Origin of the sequence: Neorhizobium galegae, from assembly GCF_017877135.1 — a bacterium.
Lineage (GTDB): Bacteria > Pseudomonadota > Alphaproteobacteria > Rhizobiales > Rhizobiaceae > Neorhizobium > Neorhizobium galegae_A.
This window is the reverse complement of record NZ_JAGIPH010000015.1, coordinates 19,643-42,945: the sequence shown is the minus strand read 5'-3', so window position 1 is coordinate 42,945 and position 23,303 is coordinate 19,643. Positions and strand designations below refer to the sequence as shown.

The window sequence follows — 23,303 nt, the reverse complement described above, 5'->3', positions numbered from 1 at the left end:
ATCCTCTTCCGTTCCTTTCCCAGCCAGGAAAATGCACCGGAAAACTCTAGCCAAAAATGGTCCAGTTTGAAGGGGTCAGATCAGGTTCAGATCAGATGGGAGGCCAGCAATGATGGTGCGACCTCTATCTCTTGATTTGCGAACGCGCATTGCAGCGGCGTTGAAGGACGGCATGACCGTTCGTGCCGCAGCGGAGCGGTTTGGGGTGTCGGCTGCAACAGCGGTCCGTATTGGGCAACGCGATCGGCTCGGTAAAGGCCTGATGCCGGCGAAGATCGGCGGGTATGCCAAACCGACACTGAGGGGCGCTGCGGCCGATGCGGTGCGTCAGCGGCTGCAGGTAAAGTCCGACTGGACGGTGCGTGCGCTGTCGGCGGAGCTGAAGTCTGCGGGGATCAACGTGTCTCATGACACCGTCTGGCGCTTCCTGCGCAGCGATGGCAAGACCTTCAAAAAAAACGCTGATGGCAAGCGAGCAGGATCGTCCGAAGGTGGCCCGGTTCCGGATGCGATGGAAGACCCATCAACATCGGCTTGATCCGGACCGCCTCGTCTTCATCGACGAAACTTGGATCAAGACCAACATGACGCGCACTCGCGGCTGGTGTCAGCGCGGCGAGCCACTCATCGCAAAAGTCCCTCATGGTCATTGGAAGACGCTGACGTTTCTGGCCGGCCTGCGCCGCGACAGCATCGTTGCCCCCTTCGTCCTCGATGGCCCGATCAATGGCATCGCCTTTACCGCATGGGTCCAGCAAAGCCTGGTCCCAACTCTGAAGGCTGGCGATATCGTCATCCTCGACAATCTCGGGAGCCACAAAGGAAAACGAGCCCGAGACGCGATCCGAGATGTCGGCGCACATCTCTTTTTCCTGCCGCCATACAGTCCAGACCTCAATCCCATCGAGATGATGTTCGCCAAGCTCAAGACGCTCGTCAGAAAGGCGGACGAGAGAACCGTCGAAACAACATGGAGACGAATAGGAGAACTCCTCAAGGCGTTCAGTCCGCAGGAGTGCTCAAACTATTTAGACATGCAGGTTATGGTTCAATTTAAATCTGACAGACTCTAGAGCATCGGTCAGCGCCAGGATTTTGGTTGTCATTCCACCTTTTGAGCGACCAATGGCCTGGCTCTGAGTCCCCCTTTTGCGCCCTGACCGTGTCGGTGGACCTTGACGATGGTGGCATCCACCATAGCGTATTCCATGTCCGGTTCTTCAGAGAGGGCATCGAAGATGCGTTTGAAAATATCGGCTTCACGCCAGTCGCGAAACCGACGGAATGCCGTGCTCCAGTTGCCGAACACAGCGGGCAGGTCGCGCCATGGGCTGCCCGTGCGTACAATCCAAAGCACGGCTTCAATGAACAGCCGGTTGTTTCTTCCGCTGCGACCGGGATCCATAGCTTTTCCCAGGCAATGCGGTTCTATCTTCACCCATTGGGCGTCTGTCACTACAAAACGATCCATTCAAAGCGTGAATCACATTCGCGCTGATTTGTGAATCTCCACAAACCCTAGGCGAACCTATAGATCGTTCTGTGACTGACCGAGATCAGGTGCCGTTCCAGGCGCATCCGGCCAGCGATTTGCTGCGTTGACCAGCCATGCATGATCCGGTCAACAACGGAACGCCTCACACTCGAGAAGCGCACCAGGTTCCTCAGCCTGGCTCGCCGTTCGCAGGCCATGTCGCGCGCCGTGACGCAGTAGTAACCAAATTGCCCTTCCAGAGCCAATAGATGTTTGCTGAATATCTCCTTTGGTGTTTGAAACCCTAAGCACTTGCGCGGCGTGCCATTCAGCTTGTCACACAGGGAGCGGATCTCCTGATTGCTGACATCCAGCACGATCGTTTCCGGCGGCAGGTATCGTCGAACACGTTTGTTTGTGTTCTCGACTGTGCCTTTCTGCCATGGAGCTTGGGGGTCGCAGAACCAGGCGATCGTTCCCATGCCGTGCTCGAGTTCGCGCCATGATACGAACTCCAACCCTAGATCGAATGTCAGACTTTGCCTGGCTTGGACGGGCAGGGGTGCCAGATGCCGGATCAACTGGTTCATGATCGGCTTCGAGCGCCGGTCATTGTTGCGAAACAGCAGAGTGTAACGGCTCTTGCGCTCCACGACGGTGGCTATGTTTGCGGCGCCATGCTCCTTTCTGAAGATCATCAGATCCGCTTCCCAGTGACCGAGCTCACTTCGGGAATTGATGATGTCAGGTCTGTTGCGAATGGCGCATTCGATTGGAAAGACGAGGCTTCTGGGTTTTCGTGCATATCTTGGTCGCCGTCGGCGGCGCCGTTCAGGCAGGTGACGCGCTAATTGTTGATCCTGGCCTTCCTGTAAATAGACGTACTGATGGATTGTCTCATGGCTCAGCCGGGTGGCGACACCGCCGGCAAGCCGCAGCCGAACGGCAATCTGTTCCGGCGACCAGCCGTCCTTGAGCCGATCTATCACGGCAGCGCACAGACTAGGGTCGCGCAGCAGCTTGCGGTATTTGCGACGCCGGTCGACCGCCATCCCATGTGCCGTGACGTGTCAGTATCCTTCCGCAATCGGAACCTCACGATCATGCCAGAAATTGCGTCGCAGTTCTCGGCAGATCGTTGAGCGGTCGCGGCGAAGGGCGCGCGCGATCTACGCTTGACTGATCTTTTTCTCATGCATCCGTGCGATGATACGGCGTTCATCCAAACTCAACTGCATAAAAGAGCGGGCCATTCCATCCTCCTGAAATTATGGCCATTATTGTCTTCGTTGCATTTGAAAATGGAATCTGCCCGGCTACACAACTCTACCAGATAACAAGTATTATGGAACATAATCAAAACTCTCGATAGTCGGTTGCCAAATCCGGCGAATGATTGGCGATGGTTTCAAGGTGAAGTGAGGCTTTGGCGGGTGAACATCAGCTGACAGTCGATACAGATCACCGGTCATCCCCTCGCACCCGAAACACATTCTTCGCCAGATCGAGCCCGACTATGACAATCTTCGACATAACCCTTCTCCTTTGTGGACCAATGGAGACCCACCTTCGCGCATTGAGGTCGGCGGGCGGCGCATTCAGTGTGCTGCCGTTTTTGTTCAATCCAGAAAGTCGTATGACGAATGTTCTGTATTGCGCTGAAATAGTTGAACAGCATCCAAATACATCGTACTAATACCCCTGATGGTCGCTTCGGCGATAGTGAGAGGGGCGGCGGGTGAGCGTGAGCAGCCAGGTAAAATCGAAAGCCAAGGGTGCTGGCTCGCTGGTGGCGCAAGTTCGCGAACGCCTGCGGAGCGAAATTCTGGGCGGCCAGTATGCGCCGGGCGATCGGCTGCCGAGCGAGATCGAACTGACGGAGACGCATGGCGTGAGCCGCACGGTCATCCGCGAGGCGGTCACAGGGCTTCGCTACGATGGTCTGGTGGAGGTGCGTCAGGGGGCTGGCATTTTCGTCCTGAAGCCGAAGGCCGCAGAGCCCGCATCCTCCAGGCTGGATACCGCCCGTATTGCCTCGGATCTTGAAGTGCTGGAAGTCCGCACCCCCCTGGAAATCGAGGCGGCGGGGCTTGCGGCGCTGCGGCGCTCGCCCGCTCAGGAAGAAGCCATCTTCGAATGTCACGCGCGGGTGCTGAAATGCATCGAGGCGAACGAGTCCATTCGCGAGGCGGATCTGGCTCTGCATATGGCTATTGCCGCTGCCACCAACAATCCGCTCTTCGCGCAGTTTCTCGAGACCCATAGCGCCTCGGCCATTCCGCAGTCCAAGATTGTGTCGGATAGCCAAACGGCAGAGCAGACCGCCTATCGTCGCCTGATCCACAGGGAACACCAGGCGGTGGTCGTCGCCATTTCCGATGGCGACGAAAAGGCAGCAAAGACTGCCATGCAAGAGCATCTACGCGGTAGCCAGATCCGCTACCGCGATCTTCTGCGAGACCTTCGCGGCCTCAATACGGATGCCTGATCAGCACTCCCGACCCCAGGCCTCGATCTGCGACAACGCCGGATAGGGTGACGGATCGTCCGCCTTGATCAAGGAGTGAAGACGCAGCCACTCAATTTTCCGTTGCGGTACCGGGAAACGCTGCGCCGCGCCGGATTTCTTCAGCGGCAGGCGGATGGTTTCTCCGTCGGAAAAGGTGATGCTCGCCTCATTCCACCACGCGTCATGCGGAAAATCCGCTCTGAGATAGAGGAACACTTCGTCCACCAGCACCGGACGGCCAAAATCAACCGTCAGTTCAGCATTAGGGTCCTTGTTGATGCCCCAACTCGTGAAGGGCCAGGAACCATGGTCGAAGGTGGCCTTCTCGCCGTCGATCGCATTGCGGGCGGCAAATTGCGCCTCTCCCCGCGTTTCGACATTGGCCACGGCATGGGGGAAGAGCGATTGGTTCGCGTGCTGGTCGAAGGGATTGAAGGCCAGATTGCGACGTGCCGCGGTTTCACACGGCTCAACAGACCGAACATGCAAACGATGAAGCGATCCGCCGAAGGATAGCGGCGGATAGGGCATGCGCTTTTCGCCAAACGGAATGGTGAAACTGAATGGCGTGTCCTTCAGGAGCACGATGGCTGGCGGCATCCCCGCATCCAGCGAGAGGTGGATATGGCCGGTTTCGGTGGCGCTGAGCACCAATCGGTCCCCCTCCTCGTAGGGTGCTTGATAGACAAGATACAGTTCATCCTCGCTGGACGATTCCGCCTTTACCTGTCCCGCGACATCTACGACCTTGAGGGTGAACTGCATGCATTTGTCTTTCTAGCTGATCGTCAGTGTCAGTGTTGAACCCGCCAGCGGCACAAGCAGACGGTAGAGCCGGTCCGGCCAGCTCTGCCGTAAGCGGGCATCGTTGATTTCAATCTCTTCGACGGTGATGGCGCTCGCGCCCTCCACCCGGATTTCCGCTTGCTGTCCAAGCCAGATCACACCGCGATCGGGCCTTGGCTGCAACACGGTCATCAGGCAAAGGGTGGCTGGTCGAGCGCCCCGATAGTCATCCTGGATTTCCACGTGGCGGCCTCTGATCAGGCGCACCCTTCGGCGATAGCTCTGCACCTCGGCCTCGGCCGGATAGGCCCCGGCGATGTCCAAGGAGATCTCCGCCTCATCCATATCGGAACGGACAAGCATGTCCCGCGCGGAAAATTGCTGACCATCGGCCTGCATGACGCCGCCGAAACTCGGCAGATTGTGATAGGCCGACTGCATGGTCCAGATCTCATAGCGGCGCGGCGAGAAGGTTTTGGCCGTATAGGTCTCGACGCCCACATCGATCAGCAGCGGCTGCCCGTCCTTGTACAGTGTGATGCTGCCGACATCATTATGGTTATGGCTTTCGCCATTGTGTCCACCCTTGACGGCAAGGGCAAAGCGGTCATCGCGCGCGATCGCAAGGCCGATACCTGGAAAATAGTGATCGGCCTTGGCTGGGGCGGGCCGTCCGTATCGGCCGATCTCCGGCGCAGCCAGTATAGCCTGCAGCCGGTACCAGAGGTTCCACTCCTTCGGCATCAGCCGGTTCTCGTCGCGTGCGAAATCTGCAGCCGCAAAACCCATCAGGGGCCCGGAGCCAACGGCACGGCCAAAGAGATATTCCCGCGCACCGCAAGGCGGAACCACGGCGGAGGAATCGGCAAAATTGAAGTAGTAATCGCCACCGACATGCATATGGCAGATATACTCCGCCATGTTGCGGATCTTGGGCTCCTGCCAGAGCGGAGCCATGGCACCGGGCGCCACCTGATCCAGTATCGTCATGGCACCGAACAGGCAAAGGCCGGCATGGCGATAGTAGACCACACCCTCCTCGCAGGCGCCGTCCTCCGCATAATCTTTCAGGAAGGCGTCAAGGCTGGAAAGCGCCTTCGGCAGGATCGCGCGGCGCAGGGTGTCGTCTGTCGGCAGGGTAAAGGCGGCAAGCAGAACGTTCTGGGTAATCCAGGCGGTCCAGTTGTTCATCCGCTCATCACCGCGCCCCATCCACCAGAAATGCCTGTCGAGATAAGGCTTGAAGATACGACGGTGGATTTCGCGCTCCACCCGTGTGGTCACCAGCGGATCGAGCGCATCAAGGCGGTCGCGCAGCAGATAAAGAGTGGTCGAGAGGATGGCCGCTGTCTCCGCCGCGAAGAGGTCGACGACGGGGTCATCGGGATTGGGCAGGGATAGGCGCTTACCGCCCCGCTCGTAGGAATTATGCGCCGGCAATTGCCAGCCGCTTTCCTCCAAGATCAGGATGAGGCCATCGATAATGGCATCCAGGAAACGCCCCTGCCCTTGCGCCCATTCGGCAAGAGCGAGATCGTTCAACATCAGGCGGCGGCGGAAATACAGCTCTTCGAAGCGCGAGCGGTTCCCGTTGAGGCCGTATTCCCGATAGTCGTAAGCGCGGATTTGCGGCCAGGATGCTGCCAGAGCTGCCTCCCCCGCGAGGACGAGCTTCTCAACGAGACGTTCCTCAGGCACGGCTGGCTGGTCGCCGGCACCCGGCAGGCAATCCGGCCGGAAGCTCTTCAGCGAGCCCTGAAATCCGCTCAAGCGTTCGGCAAACACGTCCTCTCCTCCGGCGTGACCGCATCGGTCCTATCATACCTATCTTGGCTTATCCAGCAGATTTGTCTGACCGCATAAGAAGTTGTTTGACCAATACGCCGGATATGCTATGCAGTCTTCAGGAGGCAGGGCGAGCCGGTTGTGGCGCGCCCTGTAAAATGCAGCCATGCGAAAGGTTTCGGGCATCTCCGAAGCCGGGAGGAAAGCTGGTGACGCTCGCCCATCCAGCTCTGTCGGACAATCAGACGGACGTAGACAGAAAACGCAAGGTGCGGGTCGTCTCGAAACGTCGCCGCCGGGTCGAGAACGCGTTGATTGCCTATTCCTTCATTGCGCCGAATTTCCTGGGCTTTGCCGTCTTCACGCTCGGGCCCATCCTGTTCGCCTTTGCGCTCGCCTTCATGCATTGGGATGGCTCCAACCCGATGACCTTTGCAGGACTGGATAATTTCTGGCGCCTTTTCCAGGACAAGTCCTTCCTCGATGCCTTCTGGAACACGATTGTTTATACGGTGGTCTCCGTGCCTGCGACGCTGATCTGCGCGCTGGGTCTTGCCATCCTGCTGAACCAGAAGATCTTCGGCAGGGACTTCTTCCGTACTGCCCTCTTCTTCCCTTATGTCGCCTCGCTGGTGGCGGTCGCTGTGGTCTGGAACATGATCTTCAACCCGGACATGGGTCTGGTGAACATGGTTCTCTACACCATTGGCATTGCGCCCGAGAATCTTCCCGGTTGGGCGGCGGATCGCCACTGGGCCATGGTGACCGTCATTCTCTTCGGCATATGGAAGAGCATGGGCTACTACATGGTGATCTATCTCGCAGGGCTTCAGGGTATCAATTCTGAGCTCTACGAGGCTGCCGGCCTCGATGGCGCCAATGCCTGGCAGAAGTTCATCCATGTGACCGTGCCGCAGCTGGCGCCCACCACCTTCTTCGTCACGGTGATGCTGACCATCCAGTCCTTCAAGGTCTTCGACCAGGTCTACATGATTACCCAAGGGGGTCCCGGCACCTCGACGTTGGTGCTGGTCTACCACATCTATAACGAGGCCTTCATCTCTTGGGATCTGGGCTATTCCAGCATGATCGCACTCGTCCTGTTTCTTCTGGTGCTGACTGTCACGGTCATCCAGTTCCGTCGCCAGAGGGAGGATTGAGCGATGCGCATTGCCGGACGCAAGATCAGCGGCGGAACGATCGCCGTCTACCTTACGGTCATCGTCGTCACCATCATCATGCTGTTGCCCTTCGCCTGGATGCTGTCGGCCTCGCTGAAACTGGACCGCGATGTCTTCACCTTCCCGATCGAGTGGATACCGTCGCATCCGCGCTGGCAGAACTATGTGGACATCTGGACGAAGATTCCGCTGGCGCTGTTCATCTACAACACCTCGAAGCTGACGATCATCGTCACGGTCCTGCAGCTGCTGACATCGAGTTTTGCGGCCTATGCCTTCGCCAAGCTGCACTTCCCTTACAAGAACACGCTGTTCCTCGGCTATATCGCCACCATCGCCATGCCCTGGCAGGTTTACATGGTGCCGCAATTCCTGCTGATGCGGGAGTTCGGTCTGAACAATACCCATCTGGCGCTCATCTGCCTGCAGGCCTTCACCGCCTTCGGCGTCTTCCTGATGCGGCAGTTCTACATGTCGATCCCGACCGAGCTGTGCGAGGCAGCCCGCATCGACGGCATGAACGAATACCAGATCTGGGCGAAGATCATGCTGCCGCTGTCGAAGCCGGCGCTCTCGACGCTCACCATCTTCACCTTCGTCACCACCTGGAACGACTTTCTGGGCCCGATGATCTATCTCACCAAGACGGAGCTCAAAACCATTCAGATCGGGCTTCGCATGTTCATCTCGCAATATTCCGCTGAGTACGGGCTCATCATGGCGGCATCCGTCGTGGCGCTCATCCCCGTGCTCATCGTCTTCCTGTCGCTGCAGCGCTTCTTCGTCGAAGGCGTCGCCTCGTCGGGCCTCAAAGGTTGAATGCCATGAACGCTCTTTCCCCGTTGCAGCCACAGCCCATCACGGATCAGGAGATCAAGGCAGCGCTCGATCTCGCGGTTGCGCAGGTGCGCCGCAACCTGCCTGACTTCACCTACAAGGCGCAGAACCATTCGAGCGTCGGCAACATCTATCCAGCCGTTGAAAACGACCAGTGGACGGCAGGCTTTTGGCCGGGCGAAATCTGGCTGGCCTACGAGCACACCGGCGACAGGATTTTCCAGTATGCTGCGCAGATCCAGGTGCAGAGCTTCCTGCATCGGATCGAAAACCGCATCGAGACGGACCATCATGACATGGGCTTTCTCTATTCGCCCTCCTGCATCGCCGCCTGGAAACTGGTAGGCGACGAGGATGGGCGAAAGGCAGCCCTGCTGGCGGCCGACCAGTTGATCGAGCGCTACCAGCCAATCGGACAGTTCATCCAGGCCTGGGGTCGCAAGGGCAACCCGAACGAATACCGCTACATCATTGATTGTCTGTTGAACCTGCCCTTGCTCTATTGGGCGACGCGCGAGACCGGCAATGAGCGTTACCGCGAGATCGCGCTGACCCATGCACGCACGACGCTTGCGCATTCGGTGCGGCCTGATTGTTCCACCTATCATACCTTCTACATGGACCCGATTACCGGCGAGCCCGTGCGTGGCGCGACGAAACAGGGCTATAGCGACGACAGTTTCTGGGCGCGCGGCCAGGCCTGGGGTATTGCGGGCATGGCGATTTCCTATCGTTATGAGCGCCTGCCCGCCTATCGCGAGGCATTCGAAAACCTGCTCGGCTTCTACCTGAACCGGCTGCCAGTCGATCTCGTGCCCTATTGGGATCTGATTTTTTCGGAAGGCTCGAGCGAGCCGCGCGACAGCTCATCCGCCTCCATCGTCGCCTGTGGCCTGTTGGAAATGGCGGAACTGGTCGAAGCCGATGATGCGGCACGCTACCGCGATCTTGCGCGCCGCATGATGAAGAGTCTCGCCGAGCAATACGCAGTGAAGGATCCGTCGATCTCGAACGGGCTCGTGCTGCACGGCACCTATTCCAAGAAGACGCCGCACAATACCTGCCGTGGCGAAGGCGTCGACGAATGCGTCTCCTGGGGGGACTATTATTACATGGAAGCTTTGACGCGCCTCGCGCGCAACTGGTCTTCCTACTGGTGATCCGAGGGGATAATGGCAAGCATTTCGCTGAAGAAACTCAACAAGACCTTTGGCGCACTGAGAGTGGTGCACGATATCGATCTTGAAATTGCCGACAAGGAATTCATCGTGCTGGTCGGCCCTTCCGGCTGCGGCAAATCCACGACATTGCGGATGATTGCCGGCCTTGAGGAAATCTCCGGCGGCGAACTGATCATCGGCACGGACCTGATGAACGACGTGCCGTCCAAGGATCGCGACATCGCCATGGTCTTCCAGAACTATGCGCTCTATCCGCATATGACCGTCTATCGCAACATGGCCTTCGGCCTGGAACTGCGTAAAGCGCCCCGCGACATCATCGACCGGCAGGTGCAGGAAGCCGCCAAGATCCTCGACATCACCCATCTTCTCAACCGCAAACCGAAGGCGCTCTCGGGCGGCCAGCGCCAGCGCGTCGCTTTGGGCCGCGCCATGGTGCGCAACCCCGCCGTCTTCCTGCTGGATGAGCCGCTGTCCAACCTCGACGCCAAGCTGCGCGGCACCATGCGCGCAGAAATCACCAAGCTGCACAAGCGGCTGGATGCGACCTTCATCTACGTGACCCACGATCAGGTGGAAGCCATGACCATGGCCGATCGTATCGTGGTCATGAAGGACGGGCACATCCAACAGGTGGACACGCCGCAAAACCTTTATGACCGCCCGGTCAACATGTTCGTGGCCGGCTTCATCGGCGCACCGCAGATGAACCTGCTGCCGGCAAAGCTTACGCAGGAGGATGGGCGCTTCTTCGCCCTTGTGGAAGACCACAAGCTGCCATTGCCGCAGAATTTCGATCGCAGCCCCCTCGCGGCTTACGAAGGCAAGGACGTGATTCTCGGCATCCGTCCGGAAAATTTCCACGAGCTGGCACCGGCCGATATCGATCCAGCGAATACCGCACCTTTCCATGCCGTAGTGGAGCTGGCCGAGCCCATGGGGTCTGAGGTGCATCTCAACCTGATCGCCGGCGGACGCAACCTGATTGCCCGCGTCTCGCCGCGCTTCCGCTCGAAGATTGGCGACCGCGTTTCGCTGGTGGCCGATCTCACCAATGCCCAACTCTTCGATCCGCAAACCGAGCGGTCGATTCTCTACTAAGGCAACGCGATGCAGTGGCTGGAGGCATTCTGGACGAAGGAAGGAAAGGGCATCCCCAAGGATGCGCCGAAGAAAACCGGTCTGCCTCTTTTCGCCGAGATCGTCGCGCGCGAATGGTGGGAACTGGTGAAGCTGAACCTCCTCTTCCTCCTGTTTTCGCTGCCGCTCGTCACCCTGCCCGCCGCCCTTTTCGCAACCGCCACGATCAGCCGGATGATGGCGAAGGACCGCCCAGTGTATTTGCTGCGCGACTTTCTGGAGGCCCTACGGGCGCATGCGCTGCGGGCAACCCTCTGGGCGCTCGTCGCTGGCGCGACTGTCATTATTGGGGGCGGTGCGATCTCGGCCTATGCCGAGGCCGCCAAGACCTCGCTTTTCTATGCGGCGCCCTTGGCGCTGAGCCTCGTTGTCACCCTCTTCGCCACCCTGTGGGCCGCCTGCTTCGTGATGGTGAGCGTGACTGAAGTGCGATCCTTCTGGGAAACCCTGAAGCTTTCGGCGCTCGCCGCCCTGCTTCGCCCGCTTCCTCTGCTGGCGGCACTGGTCTTCGTCGCCACGCTCTGGATCGCGCATATCCTTTTCTATCCCGTCTCGGTCTTCATGCCGGCGGTTATGAATTTCTCGCTCGGAATGTTCGCCGTTGCCTTCGGCGCGCAAGGGGTCGTGGCGCAGGTTCTCGCCCGCTCCGGGGAGGAGAGCACCACACAGGAACCATAATGACGGCGCTGAGGAGGCGCTGGTAACCAGACACACTTGAGGGAAGGAGATCAGCAAATGTATCTGGAAAAATTCGGAGGAGCGATCCGGGCAACCGTCGCGGGATTGAGCCTTGCAACCGTGATGGGCGGTGCAGCTCTTGCCCAGTCATCGGAGCCGGTGACGCTGAAATGGGCGCTGTGGGATTGGGACAAGGTCGCCTATTACAAGCCGCTGATCGCGGCCTACCAGGCGAAGCATCCGAACGTGAAGTTCGAGCCGGTCGATCTGGGCTCGCAGGACTACACGCAGATGATTTCAACCCAACTCACCGGTGGTTCGAAGGATATCGACGTCGTCACAATCAAGGATGTGCCCGGCTATGCGACGCTCGCCAAGGCCGGCACCATCAGCGAACTCGGCAGCTTCCTCACAGCCCAGAAGATCGAAGCCGGCCCCTATGGCGGCCTGGTCGAGGCACTCACGATCGACGGCAAGATCTATGCCCTGCCATTCCGCTCGGATTTCTGGATCCTCTATTACAACAAGGACATCTTTGACAAAGCGGGCGTGCCCTACCCCACCAACGACATGACCTGGAAGCAGTTCGACCAGATCGCCGAAAAGCTGAAGGGTGGCTTCGGCTCCAACAAGACCTATGGCGCGCTGCTGCACACCTGGCGCTCCACCGTACAGCTGCCCGGCATCCAAGACGGCAAGCATACGCTCATTGAAGGGGATTATGCCTTCCTGAAGCCGTGGTATGAGCGGGCGTTGGCACTGCAGAAGAGTGGCGCGATCCCCTCCTATGCGTCGCTGAAGACATCCAACACGCACTATTCCGCGCTGTTCTTCAACGGAACCGTTGGCATGCTTCCGATGGGAACCTGGTTCATCGGCACGCAGATTGCCAAGGTGCAGACGGGCGAATCCAAGGCCAAGAACTGGGGCATCGTGAAGTTCCCGCATCCTGAAGGCGTCGAAGCCGGCACGACGGCGGCACAGCTTGCCGGTCTTGCGGTCAACAACAACTCCACCCACAAGGATGTGGCGCTCGACTTCATCAAGTTTGCCAGTGGCCCGGAAGGCGCGAAGATCGTTGCCGATACTGGCACCCTTCCTGCCATCCGCACCGATGATGTTGCCGCAAAGATCACCGGCCTCTCCGGCTTCCCGCAGGATGCAGCCAGCAAGGAAGCGCTGAAATCCGGCAAGTCCTACCTGGAAATGGCTGTGAGCCCCAATGCCGCAAAGATCGAAGTGGTGCTGAACCGCGTGCATGATTCCATCATGACCGACAACACACCGATCGATGCAGGTCTGAAGGACATGACGGATGGGGTGAAGGCAATCAAGTAAGACCAGCAACCGTTGTTGGCCGCGGGTTGCTCCTTCTCCCGCGGCCACTCCCGCAGTGAAACAGACTGGAAGCATCTCGTGCCCTTCGATCTCGCCAAGGCAAATCCGCTTCATGGCAACCCGCTGAAAACCCGTCAGGATCTGTCCAAGGCGCTGATGGATCTGTTCAATCCGTTGCTGCCGTATTTTTCAGAAGGTGGCGCAAGGGTGAGGTTGAGCGCCTTCGGCGCGATCTTTGATCATCCGGCGGCAGATCTCGAAGGCTTTGCTCGCCCGCTCTGGGGCATCGTCCCGTTTGCGGCCGGCGGCGGTGATTTTCCATATTGGGATCTTTACCGGCGCGGTCTTGCCAATGGCACAAACCCTGATCATCCTGAATACTGGGGGGATATCAGCGACCGTAACCAGCGCCTTGTCGAGCTGGCTGCGATCGGTTTTGCTTTGGCCCTGGTGCCGGAACATATCTGGGAGCCACTGGATAAGCCCTCCCGCCAGACCATCGCCACCTATCTCGTGAAGGCGCGCAACTGCGAATATGTCGACAATAACTGGAAGTTCTTCCGGGTGCTGGTCGATCTCGGGCTGGAGCGTGCGGGCGTTTCCTTCGATACAGCCAGGACGGTGCAATATCTGGACGAACTGGAGGCCTTCGACATTGGCGACGGCTGGTATCGCGACGGGCCGGTGCGGCGGGTCGATCACTACATTCCTTTCGCCATGCATTATTACGGCCTGATCTATGCCGTGCTCGCCAAGGGGGACGAGGCTCGCACGACGCGGATGCGCGAACGCGCCAGGATTTTCAGCAAGGATATTCGCCACTGGTTCGGGCCGGATGGCGCCGCCCTGCCCTTCGGGCGCAGCCAGACCTATCGCTTTGCCGGAGGTGGATTCTGGGCGGCGCTTGCCGTTGCGGATCTGGAAGCGCTCCCTTGGGCGGAGATCAAGGGCTATTATATGCGCCATATCCGCTGGTGGGCGGACCGGCCGATCTGCGACCGCGATGGTGTGCTATCCGTGGGCTATGGCTATCCAAACCTGTTGATGAGCGAGAGCTATAATTCCGCCTGCTCGCCCTACTGGGCCTTCAAGTTCTTCCTGGCCTTGGCGCTGCCCGAGGATCACCCCTTCTGGCAGGCGGAAGAAACACCCGCACCCCATTTTGCCGAACCCGTGCCGCTTGCCAAACCCGGCATGGTGGCGATGCACATGCCGGAGAATGTCGTGATACTGGCGTCCGGCCAGGAGCACGACAAAATGCGCGGCTCGCACGAGAAATATTCAAAGTTTGCCTATTCCACCCGCTATGGCTTCAACATCGAAGCGAACGACCGGCATTTCGATGCGGCAAGCTTCGACAACATGCTGGGCCTTTCGGACGACGGCGTGCACTTACGCATGCGCGAGACGCTGGAAGAGGCGCTGATTGCCGAGGCCAGGCTCTATTCCCGCTGGAAGCCTTGGGCTGATGTGACCGTCGAGACCTGGCTGATCCCAGCCAATCCCTGGCATATCCGTATTCATCGGATAGAAACACCGCGGCCGCTGCATTCCGCCGAGGGCGGCTTTGCGATCCAGCGCGCCGATTTCAACCGCGACCGCAACGAAACCTCTCCGGGTCGTGCAGTCTGGTTTGGCCGAAGCGATACGAGCGCGATCGTGGATCTGACGGCGGGCTCGCCCCGTGGCGGGCATGCGCATCTCGCCATCGCCAATACCAATCTCATCCATGCCCGAACGCTGGTTCCGCAGCTGCGCGGCATGATAACGCCCGGCAAAACCATCCTCGTGACGGCGGCTTGCGCGCTGCCAAAGTCGGAAGGCGAGGCATACCTGGCGAGCGTACCGGTAGCTCCCGATCTTGCCGCGCTGGAAGACCTGTTCCAGCACTCCGGACGACGCGTCGCTGCCTTCGATATCGGGTGATCCATGCAGGACACAGAGGACGATACAGCCCCAGCCGAACTTCATCATCGGCGCCTGAATGTTCTCACTTGGGAGCGCTCGGCCACTGACATTGAGGATCCAGCCCATCAGGCGCGTCTCAAGCGGCTGGAAGCCTATGCCGGCGCTACGTTCGGACAGGGCGTCTATGTGGCCGAGGCGGCCGAAGTACACACGTCGCAGCTGATGATAGGCGCAGGCTCCTGGATCGCCGGCCATGCCATCGTCCGCGGCGAGATCGACATGGGCGAAAACGTCTCGGTCAATCCTTATGCCTGTCTTTCCGGCAAAGTGCGCATCGGCAATGGCGTGCGCATTGCCTCGCATGTCAGCATTGTCGGCTTCAACCATGGCTTCGATGACCTCCACACGCCGATCTACCGGCAGCCGCTGACCTCAAAAGGCATCGAGATCGAGGATGATGTCTGGATCGGCGCCAATGCCGTCATTCTGGATGGCGTGAGGGTCGGCAGAGGCTCTGTCATTGCCGCAGGTGCTGTCGTCACGCAGGACATTCCGTCCTTTTCCATTGTGGGCGGTGTTCCGGCGCGCGTGCTGAAATTGCGAAAGCCTGCCAGCCCTTCACGCTATATTGCCGCAGAACAGGCGCTCGCCGAGTTGAATGCTGCGGCAAAGCGGGATTGGTGGGATGTCATTGCACATCACAAATCCGGCGAGATATTCACCTCACCTGACGCCAGCGGCAAGCCAATCACGACGCTTCGCCATCTCTGCGATGTTATCGAGATTGCCTCTGCCTTTGGCGATCCCGACGCGGCGGGCGATCGAGCAAAACTCATTTCCTATCTGCAGTCACTTCAGGATATGGAGACGGGTCTTTTTCCGGAGCCCGGACGTCCAGCGGAGAGACCGCTACGGACTGACCCAACAGCCCTCTATAATCTGCTGGCTGTCACCTATGCGCTTGAATGCCTGGGGTCCGCACCGCTCCACGCGATTCAGGCTGTCGAAGAATTGGACGGGCGCGAACTGGTGGCTTGGTTGCAGGAACTGCCGTGGCAAGGCCGCGCCTGGCATTGCGGCGCGATCGTGGATGCCATTGCCACCGGGCTCTATATCAACAGGCGCTATTTTGGCGGCGGCGAAAACCGGCATGTTCTGTTCGGCTGGCTTGGCGAAAACTGCGATGCCGCCATGGGTCTTTGGGGAAATCCCACGGAAAGGCAAGGCCTGCTACAGCCGGTCAATGGCTTCTATCGGCTGACCAGAGGCTCTTACGCCCAATTCGGCATACCCCTGCCCTATCCCGAGCAAGCGATCAATTCCGTCATTCAGAACTATCGGGATTTCGAGGGATTTTCCGGCGAGAGTTTCACCGCCTGCAATCTCCTGGATACGGTGCATCCTCTGCTCTTATGTCTTGAACAAACCGGGCATCGACGGGAGGAGGCGAATACGATCGCGGCAGAGATTATCCTGAAATTTGCCCCTCTCTGGCAGCCCGGAAGAGGTCTCCCCTTTGCGGAAGGCCATGAACCGGGCCTGCAGGGAACGGAGATGGGCCTGTCGCTGCTATGGCTCGCGGCCAAACTGCTTGGGCTGGGGGAAAGCCTTTCGTTCATACCGCGTGGTATTCACCGGTTCGGCCCTGCACCTTCCACGTAATAAGAAGAAATGGTGGCCGCCGAAGCGGCCACCAGACCCTCCAGAGCAGCTTCGCCAGAGTGTAACTTGCTGCGCCTTGAGCCGCTTCTTGCCGTCACTTTCTCGCTTGAAGCGGCTGTATCCATTCTCATCGGCTTTTCGTTGCGTGGCGTGGTCGAGCGTGCGGAGGGGTAGCAACAATTGTCGATTACATGACCGCGCCCGAGCCGCAAATCTGCGCGAAGATCAGCGGGACTTCACCCTCGGTGATTGACTGGAACAGTCGCGGTTGAATAGATCATGGTCCTCGTCCTTGTTGTCGAGTGATGCGCCCGGTTCAAGCAGATTGGGCGAGCTGCGACGCGAATTCGCGATAGCTGTGCAGCGGGCGCCCCAGGATACGCGTCAGGCGCTCGACATCGCCCGCCTGGGGAACCATACCGTCGCTGACGTAGCGCTCGGCCATCAGGCGCATTTCATAGGCCATCCACTTGGGCATGACGTTGAAGAGGTTCTGCTCGAAGCCGGACGGATCATCGCCACCATACACTACCGGACGGCCCAGAATATCAGACCAGATGGCCGCGAGGCCCGTACCAGTCAGCGTATCCGGGCCGACCAAATTGATGGTCTCGCTCGGCAGCTTTTCCGAAGCCTGGTCGCGACGAACGAGCTCGGACGCTGCGACTTCAGCGATATCTCTGGCATCGATCATGGCAACACCCTTGCTGCCGATCGGCATCGGGTAGACACCGTAATTGAAGATGACATCCTTGATCATGACTTCATTGTCGATGAAGTAAGCCGGTCGCAGGATCGTGGCGCTAAAGCCCATCGCCTCCAGCATACGCTCGGCGCCAAACTTGACCGCAAAATGCGGGACATTCACAGCCCGGTCGGCATCGAACACCGAGAGATAGACGACACGTTCCACGCCGGCTTCACGCGCGATGTTCAAGGCTATGATGGCCTGGGTGAATTCGTCGCCGGCGACCGCGTTCAACAAGAACAGCGTCCGGACACCGGTAAAGGCCCGGCGGAGCGCCTCGATATCGAGCATGTCGCCCTGAACAACTTCGACGCTGGAGGCAAAATTGGCCTTGGCGGGATCACGCACGAGGACGCGGACATCAGCATGGCGCGCGATGAGCTGGTCAACGACATGGCGGCCAACACGGCCGGTAGCACCCGTTACGAGAATGGTCATTGGAGTTATCCTTGGTTCGGTGTGAAAGACTTCGGTGTTGAAGACACGCCGAATATGGATGGTTCACATGCACACCAATAGACGCTAAAAATAGACCCATCGTCTCACTGATGGAACGTTCATGGACTTGGTCGCCCTTGTTGATTTTGTCACCGTCGCCCGCCATGGCGGCTTCGGCCGCGCCTCCCGAGCCTCCGGTCGGCCGAAGGCGACGCTTTCGCGCCGCGTCGCTGAACTGGAGGCGAGCCTCGGCCTTCGGTTATTCGAACGCGGTGCACGTATCCTCAAGCTTACAGAGGAAGGCCGGGCGCTTCACGAGCGGGCAGGCGTACTGCTCACCGAACTCGACGAGACTGTCGCCGCCATCACTTCGGGCGGCGATAAGCCGCGCGGCAGGTTGCGGATCAGCGCGCCCTTGCTGTTCTCCCAGACGGCGATGGGCAAGCTGGCTGCTGGCTTCGCCCTCAAGTATCCAGATGTGCGCCTGGAAGTCACGACTGAAGATCGCCCTGTCGATATGGTGGAAGAGGGATATGACCTCGTCATCAGGGTCAATCCTGATCCTGATGAGAGCCTGGTCGGCCGGGTTTTCCTGCGAGACAAATTGGTGGTCGTGGCTGCGCCAGACCTTGTCTATGCCAGTGGTGGCGTTGTGCCGGTCATCATACGCGGCGCGCCGGGTCAATCAAGGTCATGGACCATCACCACACCGACAGGGGGCACCAGTCTTCAGATCGATCCCGTACTGAGCCTGTCCTCAATCACCATGGTCCGCGACGCTGTGCGGATAGGCGTCGGCGCCGCTCGACTTCCTCTGTCGCTGGTAAGTCATGATCTTGCTGCAGGTAAGCTGGTTATGTGGGGAGATGTGGAAGGGCCAGAAACGGTGCTATGGGCACTCTATCCATCGCGTCGCCTCCTGAGCGCGAGGGTGTCTGCGTTCCTTGACTATCTCAAGCAGGCCTTTCCCTTGGGGACTGCCGACGAGCTGGCAGCCTATGTTGAGGAATAGCCGCGCAAGGAGTGCCCGCTTCTGGCGCAGCCACGGCAGTATGTCCACTCTCGGGCATGAGAGTGGACTACCTTCACGACCGATACGACGGCGCAAAGCAGTATTAGCCTCGCTTTGAAAGGAATCGAGCCGTCAACTCGCCATAATTTCGGATGTAACTCAGCAGATAAACGAGGCGGATCAAGCATCTGATCTAGCTTGAATGTCTGGAAGGGGCCGACAGGCGACTGTCCGCTTCTGCCTCAGGGACGAATGAAGCGGACAATTTCATAAGGGAAACCTGCATCAATCCTAAGGGCTAGCCGTTGCGCGAAGCCTACTTGAACATCCGAGCCGGCGCGCCAGCCCTGCGACGACGACATAGAAGACCGGAACAAAAATTACCGCCAGGACCGTGCCGGAGATCACTCCGCCGAACAAGCCGGTTCCGATGGCATTCTGGGTCTCCGAGCTTGCGCCTGATGCACTGACCAGTGGTACTAAGCCCAGCGTGAAGGCGAGCGATGTCATGACGATGGGACGCAGGCGCAGGCATGCTGCTTCGATGACAGCTTCGGCCAACCTCGGTCCATCGCTCTGGCGCTTGCGGGCGACTTCGACAATCAGCACGGCATTCTTGGCGGAGAGACCAATGAGCGTAATCAGGCCGACCTTGAAGAATACGTCGTTTTCCAGGCCGCGCAGATGAACAGCGATCACTGCTCCGATGACACCGAGGGGTACGACGAGCATGACGGAGAGCGGTATCGACCAGCTTTCGTAAAGCGCCGCCAGCACCAGGAAGACGATCAGGAAGGAGAAGGCCATCAGCATCGGTGCCTGGGCGCCGGATTGCCGCTCCTGCAGGGATTGCCCGGTCCATTCAACCGCGAAACCTCTGGGAAGTTTCAGCGCCAGTTGCTCGATCTCATCCATGGCCTTGCCACTGGAAACGCCTTTCGCGGCAGACCCGGAGATGCTGGTCGAGGGATAGCCGTTGTAGCGCGTGACCTGCAGCGGGATGGTGGACCATTCCGGCGTGACGAGCTCGGACAGACGAACCATCTTGCCGGTATCGCTGCGCAGGTGAAGCTTGAGAATATCATCGACCTGCATCCGGCTTGCCGGCTCGGCCTGGACGATGACCTGCTGCAGGCGACCGTCGCGCGGAAAATCATTGACATAGATCGAGCCCACGGCGCCGCTCAATGTGTCGCTGATTGTGCTATAGGCGACGCCGAGCGCTGCGGCTTTTTGCCGATCGATATTTAACGTGACGCTCGGCCCGCTCGGGAGCCCGTCTACGCGGACGTCGGTCAACAGTTTGCTCTGCGCTGCAAGGTCGGTGAGTTGGGCAGCTGCCGCCGCGAGTGCACCCGCGCCCTGATTGGCCCGATCCTGAAGCCTCAGCGAAAAGCCTGAGGTCGTGCCCAGTTCATCGATTGCTGGTGGCTTCAGGCTGAAGACCTGGCCTTCATTGGACGCGGACATGGCGTCGGCGGCGGCAGCCAGTTCTTGGTCCACGCTGGTGGTGCGCTTGTCCCAATCCGCCATTGTCGTAAACGACATGGCCGTGTTCGGCCCCGAACCAAATCCCATGATCGTCAGATTGTTGGCAATGTCAGGGCGGGTTTTGACATGATCTTCGAACAGATTGACCACGTCGCGCGTACGTTCGGCCGTTGCCTCCGCCGGCAGGGTGAAAGAGGTCATGAAGGAACCCTGATCCTCTTCCGGCACGAAGGTGGTGGCAAGCGTCGTGTAGCCAAAGGCGACGGCGGCAACGATGGCGAGGTAAACCACCATGGTCCGGCCGGTGCGGCGCACAAGACCGGCCACCCATCCCGCATAATCCTGGGTCAACCGATCGAAGCCGCGGTTGAACCAGCCAAAGAATCCCTTCTTCTGGTAATGGTCAGGGCGAACAGGTTTCAGCAGGGTGGCGCACAGTGCAGGCGTCAGGCTCAGAGCCAGGAAGGCAGAGAAGAGAATGGAAACCGCCATCGATACCGTGAACTGACGGTAGATCGCACCGGCGGAACCGGAGGCCAGACCCATGGGCAGGAAAACAGCCGTCAACACGAGGGTGATCCCAATCACGGCGCCGGTGATTTCGCTCATCGCCTTGCGCGTTGCCTCCCGTGGAGAGAGACCCTCCTTCGCCATCAGCCGCTCGACATTTTCGACCACCACGATGGCGTCGTCGACGATGATGCCAATGGCGAGAACCATGCCGAACATCGTCAGGACGTTGATCGAATAGCCGATAGCCATCATGACGGCAAAAGTGCCGAGCAGGGCGATCGGCGCGACGATGGCCGGAATGAGCGTGTAGCGGACATTCTGCAAGAAGAGCAGCATGATCAGGAAGACGAGCACCATAGCTTCGACAAGCGTCTGCACCACCTTCTGGATTGAGATCTTCACGAATGGAGCGGTGTCGTAGGAGATTGCATAGTCGAGCCCCGCGGGCATGGTGAGGGCAAGCTCTGTGAGGCGTGCTCGCACCCCGTCCGCGGTGCTGACAGCATTGGCTCCCGGCGTCATCTGGATGGCGGCTGCGGTTGCGCGCTTGCCGCCGTCGAGAATGGCAAAGCTTGACGATTGCGATCCCACCTCGATAGTGGCGATGTCGCCCAGGGTGAGGCGGGAGCCGTCGGCATTCGAGCGAAGAATGACTCGCGCAAACTCCTCAGGCGACTGAAGCTGCCCCCTAACTTTCAGCGGTACGCTGACTTTCTGTCCGGGAACCGTCGGCGCATCCCCCAGACGGCCGGGTGCGACCTGGATGTTCTGGGTCTGGATGGCCTGGGCCACCTCCGCTATCGACATAGAATGCGCCAGCAGGCGCACTGGGTCGATCCAGATCCGCATGGCGGCTTCGGAACCGAAGGATTGTACACGACCGACGCCGGCGACCCGCTTGAGCTCGGGCGCGATGTTGCGCACGAGATAATCATCAAGCGAGAGCGCATCGATGGTCCCGTCCTTCGACTTCAGGGACACAATCATCAGGAATCCCGAGGAAGCGGATTCGACGGTCAGACCTGCGCGGCGAACCGGCTCCGGCAGTTTTGCTTCCACTGCCTTAAGCCGGTTCTGGATATCAACCTGCGCCAGTTCCGCGTTGGTGCCCGGCTTGAATGTCACGTTGATGGTGGTTGATCCGGATGAATCCGCCGACGAGTCGAAATAGAGCACGTTCTTGGCGCCGGAGATTTCCCGTTCGAGCACGGTGGTGACGCTGTCGTTGATCACCTGCGCCGCCGCCCCCGTATAGTTGGCGTAGATCGACACACTGGGTGGAGCGATGACCGGAAAGCGAGAAACGGGTAGCTGCGGGATGGCGATCAGCCCGGCAATTACGATCATGAGGGCAATGACCCAGGCAAAGACGGGTCTGTCGATAAAGAACTGCGGCATCATCCGCTCCTTAGTTCTGCTTTTGGGGGATGACGTGCGACGGCGAGGTTTCCACCGGTTGACCAGTCTGCACCCGTTCCTGTCCCAGCACGACGATGGTGTCGCCGGCGCGAAGACCGCTTTTCACAAGGTATTTTCCATCGACCAGCGGGCCCAGCTCAACGGTCCGTTTCTCGCCGGTCTTGTCTGCGGCGATGATGACAAGTTCAGGTCTTCCCGTCGGGTCGCGGGTCACCGCCTCCTGAGGGACCAGCAGCGCCGAGCTGTAGACTTCGCGTGGCACCATGGCGCGGATAAACATGCCCGGCAGCAGTTGCCCTTCCGGATTGGGGACCAGAATGCGTATGCCGAGACTGCCAGTGGCGTTATCGACCGTGATGTCGGAGAACAGGACCTTGCCCGGATGCGCATACGGCTTGCCGGTGATGGTCCTGATCAAGACGGGCAGTTCCTGTGGATCGCCAGCTCCGCCCTCAGGCGCGGTTTCCTGCAATTGCTCTATGATGATTGAGGATTGGCGGACATCCACATAGACCTGATCGATCTGTTGGACGACCGCAAGCGGCGAGGTCGCCGACGACGACGCCAGCCCGCCGGCGCTCATGAAGGACTGACCGATGATGCCGCTGATGGGGCTGCGAACGGTGGCATTCGACAATTCCAGCTTTTGCCGCGCCAGATTGGCCTTGGCTTCCGCTACGCTTGCCTTGGCCTGGGCCAGGGCGGCCGTTGCATTGTTGAAGGCCTCCGCACTGGTGATCTTTTGCGCAGAGAGCAGTTCCGATCGCTCGAATTTCACCTTGGCATTTGCGAGTTCCGCTTCAGCACGCGCCAGCACGGCCGTAGCCGCATCGGCCTCTGCGGTGAAGGGCGCCGGATCGATCTGGAACAGTGCTGCGCCAGCCTCGACGGTGCTGCCTTCCTCAAAGAATTTCTTCTGGATGATGCCGTTCACCTGCGGCCTGATCTCGGCGGTGCGCAGAGCGCTGACACGCCCCGGCAACTCGTCATAGACAGTGACCGCTTGCGGCTGCACTGTCATCGCGCTGACATGCACAGGCTGCGCTCCGACTGATTCAGTCGCCTCGACGTTCGTCTGGTCGCTGCAGGAGACGAGAACCAGCATCGGAATGCACAAAAGGAAGAAGATCCAGACAAGCGTTAGAATTCGCATCGCAGTGACCATCGATTGAGTAACACTATTGTTGGCGACCCTCTAAAACC

Annotated in this window: 15 protein-coding genes and 4 pseudogenes; 11 read left to right on the top strand and 8 right to left on the bottom strand. The window is 59.3% G+C overall.

Annotation, left to right across the window (positions count from 1 at the left end):
- The first annotated feature begins 112 nt into the window (after positions 1-112).
- A pseudogene (locus J2858_RS24015) lies at positions 113-1,057 on the top strand (IS630 family transposase).
- A gap of 13 nt (positions 1,058-1,070) precedes the next feature.
- Here J2858_RS24015 and J2858_RS24010 read toward each other — a convergent pair.
- The 3 pseudogenes from J2858_RS24010 to J2858_RS24000 form a co-directional block, all read right to left on the bottom strand.
- Positions 1,071-1,471 (bottom strand): annotated as a pseudogene (locus J2858_RS24010) (IS5 family transposase); the annotation flags it as partial.
- 50 nt (positions 1,472-1,521) lie between these two features.
- Positions 1,522-1,719 (bottom strand): annotated as a pseudogene (locus J2858_RS24005) (IS30 family transposase); the annotation flags it as partial.
- A gap of 15 nt (positions 1,720-1,734) precedes the next feature.
- Positions 1,735-2,727 (bottom strand): annotated as a pseudogene (locus J2858_RS24000) (IS30 family transposase); the annotation flags it as partial.
- A gap of 491 nt (positions 2,728-3,218) precedes the next feature.
- Here J2858_RS24000 and J2858_RS23995 point away from each other — a divergent pair.
- A complete protein-coding gene (locus tag J2858_RS23995) occupies positions 3,219-3,962 on the top strand; it encodes a FadR/GntR family transcriptional regulator (RefSeq protein WP_210107406.1) in 744 nt (247 codons plus the stop codon).
- On the opposite strand, the gene J2858_RS23990 is transcribed toward J2858_RS23995, so the two are convergent.
- Entirely contained in the window at positions 3,963-4,748 is a 786-nt protein-coding gene (locus J2858_RS23990; RefSeq protein ID WP_210107400.1) for a discoidin domain-containing protein, read from the bottom strand.
- Positions 4,749-4,760: 12 nt separating this feature from the next.
- Positions 4,761-6,554, bottom strand: a complete 1,794-nt coding sequence (locus J2858_RS23985; RefSeq protein WP_210107399.1) for a heparinase II/III domain-containing protein — start codon at positions 6,552-6,554, stop codon at positions 4,761-4,763.
- Between the two features lie 209 nt (positions 6,555-6,763).
- Here J2858_RS23985 and J2858_RS23980 point away from each other — a divergent pair, with 209 nt between their 5' ends.
- The 8 genes from J2858_RS23980 (at position 6,764) to J2858_RS23945 (ending at position 16,479) form a co-directional block, all read left to right on the top strand.
- Complete coding sequence (locus tag J2858_RS23980; RefSeq protein WP_348635529.1) at positions 6,764-7,714, top strand: carbohydrate ABC transporter permease; 951 nt, start codon at positions 6,764-6,766, stop codon at positions 7,712-7,714.
- A gap of 3 nt (positions 7,715-7,717) precedes the next feature.
- Positions 7,718-8,554 (top strand): carbohydrate ABC transporter permease, encoded by an 837-nt coding sequence (locus J2858_RS23975; protein WP_210107397.1) that lies wholly within the window; start codon positions 7,718-7,720, stop codon positions 8,552-8,554.
- A 5-nt stretch (positions 8,555-8,559) separates the two neighbouring features.
- On the top strand, positions 8,560-9,732 hold the full coding sequence (locus J2858_RS23970; RefSeq protein WP_210107396.1) for a glycoside hydrolase family 88 protein: 1,173 nt from the start codon (positions 8,560-8,562) through the stop codon (positions 9,730-9,732).
- A 12-nt stretch (positions 9,733-9,744) separates the two neighbouring features.
- Positions 9,745-10,854, top strand: coding sequence for an ABC transporter ATP-binding protein (locus tag J2858_RS23965; protein ID WP_210107395.1), 1,110 nt, complete (start codon positions 9,745-9,747; stop codon positions 10,852-10,854).
- A gap of 9 nt (positions 10,855-10,863) precedes the next feature.
- Positions 10,864-11,571, top strand: a complete 708-nt coding sequence (locus J2858_RS23960; RefSeq protein WP_210107394.1) for a DUF624 domain-containing protein — start codon at positions 10,864-10,866, stop codon at positions 11,569-11,571.
- A 57-nt stretch (positions 11,572-11,628) separates the two neighbouring features.
- The gene (locus J2858_RS23955; protein WP_210107393.1) at positions 11,629-12,909 is read left to right on the top strand and encodes an ABC transporter substrate-binding protein; all 1,281 of its coding nucleotides are present in this window, start codon (positions 11,629-11,631) and stop codon (positions 12,907-12,909) included.
- 78 nt (positions 12,910-12,987) lie between these two features.
- Entirely contained in the window at positions 12,988-14,835 is a 1,848-nt protein-coding gene (locus tag J2858_RS23950; RefSeq protein ID WP_210107392.1) for a DUF2264 domain-containing protein, read from the top strand.
- A 3-nt stretch (positions 14,836-14,838) separates the two neighbouring features.
- Positions 14,839-16,479, top strand: a complete 1,641-nt coding sequence (locus tag J2858_RS23945) for an acyltransferase (protein WP_210107391.1) — start codon at positions 14,839-14,841, stop codon at positions 16,477-16,479.
- A 316-nt stretch (positions 16,480-16,795) separates the two neighbouring features.
- Here the strand turns inward: J2858_RS23945 and J2858_RS23940 are convergent, their stop codons facing one another.
- The gene (locus tag J2858_RS23940; RefSeq protein ID WP_210107390.1) at positions 16,796-17,665 is read right to left on the bottom strand and encodes an SDR family oxidoreductase; all 870 of its coding nucleotides are present in this window, start codon (positions 17,663-17,665) and stop codon (positions 16,796-16,798) included.
- A gap of 121 nt (positions 17,666-17,786) precedes the next feature.
- Here J2858_RS23940 and J2858_RS23935 point away from each other — a divergent pair, with 121 nt between their 5' ends.
- Entirely contained in the window at positions 17,787-18,677 is an 891-nt protein-coding gene (locus tag J2858_RS23935) for a LysR family transcriptional regulator (protein ID WP_210107389.1), read from the top strand.
- 291 nt (positions 18,678-18,968) lie between these two features.
- Here J2858_RS23935 and J2858_RS23930 read toward each other — a convergent pair whose 3' ends face one another.
- Both J2858_RS23930 and J2858_RS23925 read right to left on the bottom strand, forming a co-directional pair.
- A complete protein-coding gene (locus J2858_RS23930) occupies positions 18,969-22,079 on the bottom strand; it encodes a multidrug efflux RND transporter permease subunit (RefSeq protein ID WP_210107388.1) in 3,111 nt (1,036 codons plus the stop codon).
- Between the two features lie 10 nt (positions 22,080-22,089).
- Positions 22,090-23,253, bottom strand: a complete 1,164-nt coding sequence (locus tag J2858_RS23925) for an efflux RND transporter periplasmic adaptor subunit (protein WP_210107387.1) — start codon at positions 23,251-23,253, stop codon at positions 22,090-22,092.
- Between the last annotated feature and the right edge of the window lie 50 nt (positions 23,254-23,303).